Below are 12,273 nucleotides of genomic sequence, written 5' to 3' on the forward strand. Positions count from 1 at the left end.
GCGGGGGTGGGGTGGGGGGTGGGGTGGTGTCGGGGGGGCCGGTGTCGTGTGGGGGGCGCGGGTCATCGGGTGGGCCGGCCGGATCGGAGCCGGCCAGTTCGTGCAGGAACCGGCTGGGCTGCTCCTCGTGGTCGGCACCGCCTACAGACGTCGAAGCGACGGCGCTGACCAACAGCGTCCACCGGGCCCGGCCGGCCGCCACGTAGAAGAGCCGGCGTTCCTCGTCCAGCAACGCCGAGGTCTGGCCCACCAGGGTGGCCCGCAGGCCGGCGCCCTCACCGCGCCCGGCCAGCACGTCGACCAGCCGCTCGGCGCCGAGCAGACTCCCGCGCAGCCGCAGGTTGGGCCACACGCCCTCCTGGACTCCCACCACCGCGACGAGCTGCCACTCCAGGCCCTTCGCGGCGTGCGCGGTGAGCAACCGCACGGCGTCGCCGCGATCGGCCGTGGGGGCGAGCGTGTCGGCCGGGAGCTGCTGACCGAGCACGTGGTCGAGAAAGACCTCCGTACGGGCGCCCGGCAGCCGGTCGACGAACCGCGCCGCGGCGTCGAACAGGACCAGCACCGCGTCCAGGTCGCGGTCCGCGGCGGCGGCTCGCCACCGTACCCCGGCCTCGACGTCCCCGCCCTGGGCCCGATCCCGGGTGACGGCGCCGAACCACCGATCGGCCAGGCCGCTGGCCTGCCAGACCGCCCATAACACGTCCTCGACGGAGCCACCGCGCGCAGCCGTGTCCCGCGCGGTGGCGAGCAGGCCGGCGATCGCCTTGGCCGGGGCCGCCCAGCGCCGCTCCACGGCGGCCAGCTCGGCCGGCTCCCGCAGTGCCTCCACCAGCAGTTCGCCGGAGGGTCGCCGATCGCCGGCGGCCAGTGCCAGGGCCCGCAACCCCTGCCGCAACCGCCGCTCGGCCAACGGGTCCGCCCCACCCAACGGGGAGTGCAGCAGGGCGACCGCCGTCTCCTCGTCCAGCCGGTCCGGCTCCAGCGCGCAGCGCAGCAGCGACAACAGCGGCGCCACCGCCGGTTGCAGGTGCAGCGGCAGGTCCTCCCCGTGCACCACGGTCGGGATGCCGGCCGCATGCAGCGCCCGCTGCACCGAGGGCAGGGCCAGCGCGGTGGACCGCACCAGCACCGCCATCTCCGACCAGGGCACGCCGTCCATCAGGTGCGCGGTGCGCAACGCGTGGGCCAGATATGCCGACTCGCTGGTGGCCGACCGGAAGGTGCGCACCCGCACCTCACCGGCCGGGGCGTCGGGCAACGGGCGCAGGTCACGGTGCGCCACCGGCCCACGCAGCCGGCGAGCCACCCGCCGCAGCGCGTCGAGCAGCATCGGCCCGGCCCGGTACGAGGTGGTCAGCAGCACGGTCTCGGCCACCGCTCCGGAAGCGGTGCGGAACCGGCGCGGAAACGCGGTCACGCCCGCCGGGTCGGCGCCCCGGAACGCGTACGTCGACGAGTCGGGGTCGGCGAAGGCCACCAGCGGCTTCCCACCACCGGCCACAAGCGACAGCAGGTCCAGTTGGGCCGGATCGGTGTCGGCCAACTCGTCGACGTACACGTGGGCGAGCCGGCGCCGCTCCGCGGCCAGCAGCTCCGGGTCGTCGTTGAGCAGACCCGCGGCGGCCCGGACCAGCTCGGCCGGATCGTAGGCGACCGAGTCGCGGGTGGTGGCGTCGCGCAGTGCCAGCACCGCGACGTACTCCCGCAGGAACCGGGCGGCCGCCGGCCAGTCGGCCCGGTCCAGCTTCTCGCCCAGCCGGGCCAGCTCCACCGGCCCGACTCCACGCTCGGCGGCCCGCATGAGCAGGTCCCTCAGTTGCTCGGCGAACGCCCGGGTGCGCAGCGCTGGCCGCAGCCCCTCGGGCCAGCCCATCGCGTCGCTCTCGCCCTCGCCGACCGCCTCCAGCAACTCCCGGATCACCAGGTCCTGTTCGGGGACGGTGAGCAGCCGCGGCGACGGCTCACCCCGCTCGGCCGCGGCCCGGCGGAGCAGGCCGAAGGCGTACGCCGGGAAGGTGCGGACCAGTGGCTCGTGCACCACGCGGCGCGCCCCGCCCGCGATCCGGGCCTCGATGCGTCGGCGCAGCGCGCCGGCCGTCCGGCGGCCGAAGGTCAGCACCAGGATGCGCTCGGGATCGACGCCTTCGGCGACCCGGGCCGCCACGGACTCGACCAGGGTGCTGGTCTTCCCGGTGCCGGGGCCGCCGATAACAAGCAGCGGACCGTCGGTGTGCGCCACGACGTGCCGCTGCACCGGATCCGCGATCCGGCCGGCCACCGGCCGGCCGCCACCCGGTCCGGGAGCGTCGACCGACCGGTCCTGCCGGTTGGACCCCGTGGGCCCACGGACCAGCCGGTACCTCTGCACAGCCGACATCACAGCACGCCGGTACGACGCCTACCCACCACCACGCCGCACCCCCTCCGCACGCGCAGGCTCCGCCCACCCATGATCGGGCAGCGCGGAGAGTGACCGACAGTCCCTACTGCGTGCCGTCTCGCGGCGGCGGGACAGGTTGCCCGAGCCGGGCCTCCATGGCATCCAGCGCCGCCGCCACGGAGTCGACCACCACCAGCGTGTCCAACGCCCGCGCGCCGACGAAACCGGTGCCGGCCAGTCCGGCGAGCCAGTCCAGCAGACCGCGATAGAAGCCGTCCACGTCGAGCAGCACCACCGGCTTGCGGTGTATGCCGATGGTGGCCGTGGTCCACACCTCGAAAAGTTCGTCCATCGTGCCCAGCCCACCAGGCAGGGTGAGGAAGGCGTCCGACTTCTCGATCATGACGGCCTTCCGCCCGAGCATGTCGTCGGTCACCACCAGCTCGTCCGCGTGCACGTCGGCGACCTCCAGATCCACCAACGCCTGCGGGATCACGCCGAAGGTGCGGCCACCACCGGTGCGGGCGCCGTCCGCGAGCGCGCCCATCATGCCGACGCAGCCCCCGCCGGAAACCACGGTGTGGCCACGCCGGGCCAACTCCCGACCGGTTTCGGTGGCCAGGTCCAGCCAGCGTTTGTCGAGGACCCGGGAGGAAGCGCAGAAGACGCAGATGGCTGCCATGGGTCTAGCGGTCCTCCCGGTGTGCACTGGCCGCCTGCTGGTCGGCCGCTGTCTGACTGACCGCCGCGTCCTGCAACACCGTCTGCTCCGCGGTGAGCGCGGCGTCCGCCTCTACGATATGCCGTACGGCGACCTGGACGCTGTCCGTGACGCGGACCAGGTCGAGGTCAACCGGCCCGATCTTGCCATGCGCGGCCATCGTGTCCCGCAGCCAGTCGAGCAGCCCTCGCCAGTAGGTCTCACCCATCAGCACCACCGGAAACCGAGTGACCTTGCCGGTCTGCACCAGGGTGAGCGCCTCGAACAGCTCGTCCATGGTGCCGAAGCCACCGGGCAAGACCACGAACGCCTGCGCGTACTTGACGAACATGGTCTTGCGCGCGAAGAAGTAGCGGAAGTCGATGGCAAGGTCCACCCAGTCGTTGATCCCCTGCTCGAAGGGGAGTTCGATGCCGAGCCCGATCGACATGCCGCCAGCCTCGCTCGCCCCGCGATTGGCGGCCTCCATGAGACCCGGGCCACCCCCGGTGATGACCGCGTAGCCCGCCCGGGCCAGCGCCCCGCCGAGCTGCTCCGCCAGTTCGTACTCGGGGCTGTCCGGCTTGCTGCGCGCCGAGCCGAAGACGCTTACCGCCGGCGGCAGGTCGGCGAGTGTGTCGAAGCCCTCCACGAACTCGGACAGGATCCGCAGGGCCCGCCAGGCGTCCTTGGTCTTCCAGTCGGCCCGCTGGCGCGAGTCCAGGAGCCGCTGGTCCGCCGTGGAGGCCGGAATGGCCTCACGTCGGAGGGTGACCGCGCCGCGGTGCCGCTCCCGGGCCGGTGACCGGCCTCCGTCCGCTCGACCCCCGCCGACATCGTGATTCATGTGGTCAACCGTAGTGCCGGTCGGATCCGGACGCCGTAGCGCCGGTCGGATCGCGGCACACCGGCGACCCGGACCCGGATGAGATGTCTGTCCGGCGTGCCGCTGGAGAGTTGCCCACCGGGTTTCTGGAGAGGAACACCACGTGCCGACGCAACCAAAACTGTCGCACGCACGTCTTACTCTGCACATACTTAACGCACGGCGACCTGGCCCGGCGGTTCGCCGACGCGCCGGGCACCTCGGGGGGAGGACCAACCGTGATGAACGATCGGCAGATGTTGCGGTACCGGCGGGAGATGCACCGGCGGATCCGCGAGGTGGTCGCCGAGCGGCGACTGGCCATGCGGAGCGCCGCGCCGGCGGACAGCGCCGGTGAGCCGGCGACCGCGGGACGCGACCAGGCTGCCGTGGAGGACGAGTCGTTGATCGGCGGGTGACGACGGTCGACCGGGCCCGGTGGACCCATCGGGCCCGGTCGACCGGGCCGGCCGATCAGGCCGCGAGCCAGCGGTGCAGCGTCGCCGCCCCGTCCCGCACCTTGCTGATCTCGACGTGCTCGTCCGGGTGGTGCGCCAGGTTCGGATCGCCCGGTCCGAAGTTGAGCGCCGGGATCCCCATGGCGGCGAACCGCGCCACGTCGGTCCAGCCCAGCTTGCCGATCGGGGCCTCCCCCACCGCGGCGAGAAACTCCCGGGCCGGTTCGGCGCCGAGACCGGGCAGCGCGCCGGCGGCCGAGTCCGTGATCACCACGTCGAAACCCGCGAACACCTCGCGCAGGTGGGTCTCGGCCTCGGCCACGGTACGGTCCGGCGCGAACCGGAAGTTGACCTCGATGTCACACCGGTCGGGGACCACGTTGCCGGCCACTCCGCCGCTGATCCGGACCGCGTTCATCCCCTCGCGGTAAGCGCAGCCGTCGATCGTCACCGTGCGCGCCTGGTATTCGTTGAGCCGCCGCAGCACCTCGCTCGCGCCGTGGATGGCGTTCACGCCGTGCCAGGACCGGGCCGAGTGCGCCCGCCGCCCCAGCGTGCTGACCAACGACCGCATGGTGCCCTGGCAACCCGCCTCGACCACCCCGTGGGTTGGCTCGAGCAGCACCGCGAAGTCCGCGTCCAACCATTCCGGGTGCGCCTCGGAGACGAGGAACAAGCCGTTGTACCGGGACTCGATCTCCTCCGCCTCGTAGAAGAAGTACGTCACGTCGTACCGCGGGTTCGGCACCATGACCGCCAGATGCAGGGCGTACGCCACGCCCGACTTCATGTCGGACGTTCCGCAGCCGTAGATCAGATCCCCCCGCAACTCCGACGGGAAGTTGTTGTTGATCGGCACGGTGTCCAGGTGCCCGGCCAGCACGATCCGCTGGTCCCGGCCCAGGTCGGTGCGGGCCATCACGGTGTTCCCGAGCCTGGACACGGAGAGGTGGGGGACCTTACGGAGCACTTCCTCGACGTAGCCGGCCAACTCTTTCTCGTTGCGGGAGACGGACTCGATGTCGACCAGGACGCGGGTCAGCGTCACCGGATCGGCCAACACCTCAGGGGTGAGCGGGTTGTCCATGCTCGGCACGGTACCGTCATCTGGGCGCGGGCGAGCGGGACGTGAGCGGTTCGCGCCTTAGGTGCGGACGAAAGGGCAACCGTCGTGACCGAGCAGTCGGCCTGGGGCATCGGCCTGGCGACCGTCACCAGCGGCGACCAGGTGCTGGACACCTGGTACCCGACCGGCAAGCTGGGGTTGGGCGCGCTTCCGCTGGTGCCCGGCGAGGACCAGGGGGACGTGCTGGATCTGCCGCCGTCGGCCGTCGGCGAGCGGGCGCTGCCGGGGCTGCGCACCGAGCAGGTGACCACCGAGATCGCCTCGCTGGCCGACCCGATCAAGGACACCGCCGACGCGTATCTGCGGCTGCACCTGCTCTCGCACCGCCTGGTGCGGCCAAACGAGCTGAACCTCGACGGCATTTTCGGGGTGCTCCCGAACGTGGCCTGGACGTCGGCCGGGCCCTGCCCACCGGACCGGGTCGACGAACTGCGGGTGGTCGAGCGGGCCGCCGGCCGGCACCTGAGCGTGTACGGAGTGGACAAGTTCCCCCGGATGACCGACTACGTGGTGCCCGCCGGGGTGCGGATCGCCGACGCCGACCGGGTTCGCCTGGGCGCCCACCTGTCCGCCGGCACCACGGTCATGCACGAGGGTTTCTGCAACTTCAACGCCGGCACGTTGGGCGCCTCGATGGTGGAGGGGCGGATCGTGCAGGGCGTCGTGGTCGGGGACGGCTCGGATGTCGGCGCCGGCGCCTCGATCATGGGCACCCTCTCCGGCGGCGGCACCGAGAAGGTCCGCATCGGCGAGCGCAGCCTGCTCGGTGCCAACGCCGGCATCGGCATCTCGCTCGGCGACGACTGCGTGGTCGAGGCCGGTTGCTATGTCACGGCGGGCTCGAAGATCACCCTGCCGGACGGGCGGGTGGTCAAGGCCCGCGAGCTGTCCGGGGTGGACGGGCTGTTGTTCTGGCGTAACTCGGTGACCGGGGCGCTGGAGGCCCGGCCGCGCACCGGTCGGGGCATCGAGCTGAACTCGGCGCTGCACGCCAACGACTGATCCGATGGGCCTCCAGAAGGACCGGATGCTCGCCGGCGAGCCGTACATCGCCGACGACCCGGACCTGGTCGCGGACCTGAAGCGGGCCGCGAGCCTGATGGAGCGGTTCAACGCCAGCAGCGTCGACCGCCCGGAGGAGCGCGCTCGGCTGCTCGCCACGCTGCTGGGCGCGGTGGGCGACGGTGTCGAGGTGCGGCCACCGCTGTACGTCGATTACGGCTACCAGACGACGATCGGGGACCGGACGTTCGTCAACTACGGGGCGGTGCTGCTGGACGTGGCCCGGATCGGCATCGGCGCCGACGTGCAGATCGGCCCCAACGTGCAGTTGCTGACCCCGACGCACCCGGTGGAGCCCGGTCCGCGCCGGGACAGGTGGGAGTCGGCCCGTCCGATCACCATCGGTGACAACGTCTGGCTGGGTGGCGGGGCGATCGTGCTGGCCGGCGTCACCATCGGATCGGACACCGTGGTCGGGGCGGGCAGCGTGGTCACCCGTGACCTCCCGGCCGGCGTGGTGGCGGTCGGTAATCCAGCCCGGGTGCTCCGCGAGATCGGGTAGCCTCGGCCGGCAATTTCCATCTCCGCAGGTCAGACCGGGTGAAACCCGACGTGAATGCGGTGCAAACGGACACCGCTTCCCGGCCGAACGGTGGATCCGGCCGAACACCTGTACGCGCACTCTGAGTAATGAGCCGATTACTCTACGGAGGACCAGGTGCGCGGGCGAATTCTGGAGCTACGCGTCCACGGGGTCTCCAACACCCCGCCGGCGGACAGCCTCGGCGTCGATCCGGGCGCCGCGGTGGACCCCGTCCCGCCCCGGCTGGTGGCCGGGGACGCCACCACCGGCTTCTACCGACTCGCCGACCCCGGCTTCCCCATCGACCCCGCCGGTCCCATCGGCCCCGCCGCTCCCGCCGCTCCCGCCGGTCCCATTGGCCCCGCCGGTCCCATCGGCCCCGCCGGCGACGAACCGGTCGTTGTCGAGGCGTACAGCTGGGGGCAGTTGACCTCCGGCGCGCGGACCGCGCGGGACATCGAGCGGGCGCTGTGGACCGCATTGCTGCCGTTCACCCTCGCCAACATCGCCCTGCACGCCCGGCCGGACGTGCCGGCCGACCCCGCCGACGAGCGCTGGAACAGCCGCAGCGGCATCGCCGCCTGGCTGATCCGGCTGTTCTGCCTCAGCCTGACCGCGACCCTGGTGCTCGCGGCGGCCGGCATCGGGGTCGACCTGATCGCCTGGCAGTGCGTCGACCCGCGCTGCCTCGCCCAACTGCCCGGCCCGTGGGGCTTTCTCGGTCACGGCTGGTGGAGCACCGCCGCCCGCCCGCTCGCCGTCGGGCTCCTGCTGCCGCTCGGCCTGCTCGCCATGGTCGGGCTGCTCACCTGGCGAACCTTCCAGTACGAGGCCGAACTGCCCGCGGCACCGGTCGACCCGCCGGACGAGGACCCGCTGGACAACCCACTGCGGCACCCCACCTTCTGGTGTGGCGAGGGTCAGGTCCGCCGGCTCGCCGCGGTGCACCTGGCCACCGGCGCCGCGGCGGCGGCGAGCGTCCCGCTGGGAGCGGTACTGCTGATGGATCCACCGACCGGTCCGCGCGCCGCGCTCGGCTGGGGCGCGGCCGGTGCGCTGGTCGCGACCGTCACGCTGGCCGCCGCCGCGCTCGGCCACCCCTACCTCGCCCGCCGCGCCGGCCAGGCTCCCGTGGGTTGGTACGCCCGCCTGATGCTTTCCCTGGCGCTGGCCGGTGTGTTGGTCACCGTCGTCACCCTGCTGCTGCCCGACGGACCGCGCGGCATCCCGCTGACCGACCTCCGGCCGCCGGTCGGTTGCCTCGCCGACCGGGGTCAGCCCGGCTGCGGCGCGGATCGGTCGCTGCCCGGCTACGACGCGCTGATCGCCTGGCTGGCCAGCCTCCAGGTGCTGCTGCTGATCGCGATCGGCGGGGTGTCGCGCACCGGGCGCCGGGCGCTCGCTGGGCCGGTGACCGGCGCCATCGCCCTGGTGACGGCGTTTTCCTGGTACGCCGGCGCGCTGCCCCGGGTACCCGATCCGCCGGCGGGTCTGCCGGCCTGGGCCGCGATCCTGCTGGTGTTCGCGGTGACCGCCGCCGCGACCCTGCTGCTGCCCCGCCGGTCGTCCGTCGGCCCCGGCCCGACGCGCGACCACCGGCCGGCCTGGGCCGGCTGTGGACCGGCGGTACTGGCCGGGCTCGGCTGGCTGCTCGGCTCCGCGTACAGCGCGGGAGCGCTGCACTGGACCACCGCCCGACTGAACCGGGACGTCTCGGGCACCGGCGTGGCGGCGGTGCTGGCGCCGGTCCCCACCATGTGGGCCGGCCCGGCTGTGCTGGCCGCCGCACTCACCCTGCTCGGCACCGCCGCACGGGTCTGGTTCGAATTCGCCGCGCTGCGCCGGAACAGCCTCGCCGGCATCATCACCGCCGGCCACCGGCTGTCCGCCCACGACCGGCGGCGAGCCCGGGACGTGGCCGCGTACCACGCCCTGCACCGACTGGTCGGCGAACGTGCGCTGCGTCTCGTCGGTCAGTTCACCGCCGTGTCGGGCGGACTCGCGGTGGTGGCCAGCGCCGCCGCGCTGACCGGGCTGCGACCGACGCCAGGCAGTCCGCGCTACTGGGCGATGCTGGTGCACGGGACCATCGACGCCGGCGCGGCGCTCGCCGGCCTGCTGCCGGTCGTCGTCGGCATGGTCGGGCTGCTGGTCTATCGGCACGACTCGGTCCGCCGGGTCGTCGGCGTGGTCTGGGACATCGGCACGTTCTGGCCGCGGGCCGCCCACCCGCTCGCCCCGCCGAGCTATGCCGAGCGGGCGGTGCCGCAGGTGCAGACCCGGGCCACCGGCCTGATGGCGCTGCCCGCCGACGACCCGCGCGGCGCCGACGGGGTGATCCTCAGCGGGCACAGCCAGGGCGCGGTGATCCTGGTCGCGGTGATCCTCCAGGTCCCGGCCCGCTGGCGCCGCCGGATCTGGTTCTTCTCGTACGGCTGCCAGCTCAGCCGGCTGTACGGCCGGGTGTTCCCGGCATACTTCGGCCCGGACCGGCTGCCCGCCGTCACGTCGGCGCTTACCGGTCCCGACGATCGGATCCGGTGGACCAACTTCTGGCGGCCCACCGACCCACTGGGCTGGCCGGTGCCGGCCGGCGAGCGGGAGGTCGTGGTGCGCGACCCGGAGTCGCTGCACCCCCGCGACGGCGAGGTACGCGATCCGCCGATCCGCAGCCACGGCGGCTACCCGCTGTCGATCGAATACCTGCGGGAACGGGCGGCGGCGGTGGCATTCCTGAGCGCCCTCGGCCCGGCACCCCGGCTGCCGCCGATCCCGGCGCCCACCGACCCACCCGACCCGGCGGCGGTTCCGTGCCCCGCCGACCCGCACGCCGACTCAGGGTCGGTTCCGGGCCCGGATCGGGTCGATCCCCGATCAGCGGGCGAGGTTTCGTGAATACGGTCGTTCGCCATGACCTCGTCCACCACCGAACCCGGATCCCAGGTTCCCTCCCGCTGGACCCGACCCTTGCAACTCCTCACCGTCGTCTGCTCGGTCGTCTTCGTCATCGGAACGACGCTGCACAATTTTCTGATCATCGATGTCGGGACCGTCACGGAGATGATGCGACTCGCCGGCTCGACGCCCGCCGAGGCGCAGATGTCGGCGCCCGGCTTCGTAACCGGATTCCGAATCGTCGGCTGCCTCTACATTGTCGGCAACGCGATCGGCCTGCTGGCCCGGGCCGGGCACGGCTGGGTCTTCTGGACAGTGCTCGGTGTCAACGTGACCCAGGCGGCCGGCGTGGTGGCGATCCCACCCGAGGTATTCACGGCGACCCGGGCCGAGTTTGGTCCGGCAGGGCTGCTTCCCTCCCTGATCACTGACGGTGGAGCGGCGGTCCTCACCCTCATCCTGGTCGGCTTCCTGATCAGGTATCGACGGCCGTGGGCGTACCGGAACGCCGGCTACCAGAGAAATGGGCACCGACCCCTGACGCGGTGACCGAAAACGTCATCCACCCGGTCCCCAAAGAGTACGGTTTGCTCAGCCGGCTGTACGGCCGGGTGTTCCCCGCCTACTTCGGCCCGAACCGGCTGCCCGCCGTCACCGCGGCGCTTACCGGTCCGGACGACCGGATCCGGTGGACCAACTTCTGGCGACCCACCGACCCACTGGGCTGGCCGGTGCCGGCCGGCGAGCGGGAGATCGTGGTGCGCGACCCGGAGTCGCTGCACCCCGCGACGGCGAGGTGCGCGATCCGCCGATCCGCAGCCACGGCGGCTATCCGCTGTCAATCGAGTACCTGCGGGAACGGGCCGCGGCGGTGGCGGTACTGAGCGCCCTCGGCCCCGCGCCGCGCCCGCCGACCCACCCGCCCACGCGGACTGATCAGCCCTCCCCCATTGACGTGAATCTTGGACAGGTTCCGTCGTATTTGGACGGAACCTGTCCAAGATTCACGTACCCAACGTCGCGGGAGGCGGCTGGACAGCGCGCTCTATCGCTTCTTGTCCTCGACTACGAAGACGCCGTGGCCCGGCCGCCCGACCAGCACACCCTGCTCGCGCAGCGTGGCCACCGCACGCTGGATGGTCGAATGGGAGACGTCGTAATGATCAGCGAGGGGGCGCGACCGGCCGGCAGGGGGTACCCGGCGGATACGTCAGGTCCTCGATCTTCGCCAGCAGGTCATAGACCGCCTGCGCCTCCCGCCTACCACGCTGACCGGACCGGACCCCAGTCGCGGAGTAGATCGTGGATTCCTGAGGCCCTCCCGGGGGCAATAATCCACGATCCATAGAAGCGTCGTTGAGCCGGTCAGGCGGGTTGGGCGGGTTGGGCGGGTTGGGCGAACCGCAGCACGTTCCCGTACGGGTCGATCACCGCGAGCGTCGGGCCGCCTGGCGCGTCGGCGTCCACCCCGGGCCGCATCGGCACGTCGGGCCGCGCCAGCAACTCCCGATGGAGGCGGTACACGTCGGCCACGGGCAGCCAAACGACGCCGTTCGGGCTGCCGTCGCCGTGGTGCTCCGACAGATGCAGCACCGCCGCCGACCGCGACACCTGCACGTATGCCGGCAGGCCCGGCTCGAACCGGTGCGTCCAGTCCAGCCTGAACCCCAGGTAGTCAACATAGAACGGCAGCGCCGTCTCGACCGACATCACCCGCAGCACCGGCACCCCGGGCCCGACGGCGGGCCGTCCGGCTGGCGCGGCGTCAGGCTGACCAGCCGACGCCACCTCGGGCCGAGAGGCCGGTGCGGAACCGGCGTTGACATCAGGCCCGGAAGCGGCGCCGACCTCGGGCGCGGAACTGGGGCGACCCGAGGCGGCCAGGGTGTTCCAGTCCCTGGCGCCCTGCTGGTGCGCGACCAGCTCCAGGCCGAGGCTGTGTGGGATGTCGATGCCGGCCGCCGCGAGGTCGCGGCGCAGCAGCTTGGCGAGGTTCTTGGCGCGTTCGGCGCTGGTCATGCGGTGGCCTCCACCCGGCACGGGATGCCGATGCTCGCGTTGTCGGCCGGTGCCGCGAGTCGAAGCCGACGCACGGGATCAGGCGTTGGTGCGTTCACCAGACCCGTTGCAGGGCGCGAGCGGCCGGCCGCACCGGGCCACCGCCACCGTACCTCTCACTGATCGGTGCGGTCTGCGGCATGTCGGGGGATCAACTCGCCCGCAACCCCCGACCTCCCGCACACCGAGTCAATCATGGCGTG

Annotated in this window: 11 protein-coding genes and 1 pseudogene; 6 read left to right on the forward strand and 6 right to left on the reverse strand. The window is 72.6% G+C overall.

The annotated features are described in order from the left end of the window. The 3 genes from ACFQUZ_RS17655 to ACFQUZ_RS17665 form a co-directional block, all read right to left on the reverse strand. Positions 1-2,371, reverse strand: a 2,371-nt coding sequence (locus tag ACFQUZ_RS17655) for an ATP-dependent helicase (RefSeq protein ID WP_377443443.1), incomplete at its 3' end; no start/stop codon positions are given. 115 nt (positions 2,372-2,486) lie between these two features. Further along, positions 2,487-3,065: a TIGR00730 family Rossman fold protein gene (locus tag ACFQUZ_RS17660; protein WP_377443445.1), complete on the reverse strand. Its 579-nt coding sequence runs from the start codon at positions 3,063-3,065 to the stop codon at positions 2,487-2,489. Between the two features lie 4 nt (positions 3,066-3,069). Beyond that, positions 3,070-3,930, reverse strand: a complete 861-nt coding sequence (locus ACFQUZ_RS17665; RefSeq protein ID WP_377443447.1) for a TIGR00730 family Rossman fold protein — start codon at positions 3,928-3,930, stop codon at positions 3,070-3,072. 260 nt (positions 3,931-4,190) lie between these two features. Between ACFQUZ_RS17665 and ACFQUZ_RS17670 the strand changes: the two genes are divergently transcribed. After that, the gene (locus tag ACFQUZ_RS17670) at positions 4,191-4,367 is read left to right on the forward strand and encodes a hypothetical protein (protein ID WP_377443449.1); all 177 of its coding nucleotides are present in this window, start codon (positions 4,191-4,193) and stop codon (positions 4,365-4,367) included. Positions 4,368-4,422: 55 nt separating this feature from the next. Here the strand turns inward: ACFQUZ_RS17670 and dapE are convergent, their stop codons facing one another. Next, a complete protein-coding gene (dapE, locus tag ACFQUZ_RS17675; RefSeq protein ID WP_377443451.1) occupies positions 4,423-5,493 on the reverse strand; it encodes a succinyl-diaminopimelate desuccinylase in 1,071 nt (356 codons plus the stop codon). Between the two features lie 84 nt (positions 5,494-5,577). On the opposite strand from dapE, the gene dapD reads away from it, so the two are divergent. The 5 genes from dapD to ACFQUZ_RS17700 all read left to right on the forward strand — a co-directional run bounded on the left by dapD (position 5,578) and on the right by ACFQUZ_RS17700 (position 10,896). Next, positions 5,578-6,534, forward strand: coding sequence for a 2,3,4,5-tetrahydropyridine-2,6-dicarboxylate N-succinyltransferase (gene dapD / locus ACFQUZ_RS17680; RefSeq protein WP_377443453.1), 957 nt, complete (start codon positions 5,578-5,580; stop codon positions 6,532-6,534). A gap of 4 nt (positions 6,535-6,538) precedes the next feature. Beyond that, positions 6,539-7,096 (forward strand): sugar O-acetyltransferase, encoded by a 558-nt coding sequence (locus tag ACFQUZ_RS17685; RefSeq protein ID WP_377443455.1) that lies wholly within the window; start codon positions 6,539-6,541, stop codon positions 7,094-7,096. Positions 7,097-7,252: 156 nt separating this feature from the next. Further along, positions 7,253-10,012 (forward strand): hypothetical protein, encoded by a 2,760-nt coding sequence (locus ACFQUZ_RS17690; protein ID WP_377443457.1) that lies wholly within the window; start codon positions 7,253-7,255, stop codon positions 10,010-10,012. 15 nt (positions 10,013-10,027) lie between these two features. Next, entirely contained in the window at positions 10,028-10,561 is a 534-nt protein-coding gene (locus ACFQUZ_RS17695; RefSeq protein WP_377443458.1) for a hypothetical protein, read from the forward strand. Then, positions 10,558-10,896 carry a hypothetical protein gene (locus tag ACFQUZ_RS17700; RefSeq protein ID WP_377443460.1) on the forward strand — a complete coding sequence of 113 codons (339 nt, stop codon included), beginning with the start codon at positions 10,558-10,560 and terminating at the stop codon, positions 10,894-10,896. Before ACFQUZ_RS17695 ends, ACFQUZ_RS17700 begins: the two co-directional genes overlap by 4 nt. 161 nt (positions 10,897-11,057) lie before the next feature. On the opposite strand, the pseudogene ACFQUZ_RS17705 reads toward ACFQUZ_RS17700, so the two are convergent. Continuing rightward, positions 11,058-11,247 (reverse strand): annotated as a pseudogene (locus tag ACFQUZ_RS17705) (winged helix-turn-helix domain-containing protein). A gap of 130 nt (positions 11,248-11,377) precedes the next feature. After that, a complete protein-coding gene (locus tag ACFQUZ_RS17710; RefSeq protein ID WP_377443462.1) occupies positions 11,378-12,031 on the reverse strand; it encodes a glyoxalase superfamily protein in 654 nt (217 codons plus the stop codon). Positions 12,032-12,273 lie beyond the last annotated feature (242 nt).

Source organism: Plantactinospora sp. GCM10030261, from assembly GCF_042666615.1.
Lineage (GTDB): Bacteria > Actinomycetota > Actinomycetes > Mycobacteriales > Micromonosporaceae > KBS50.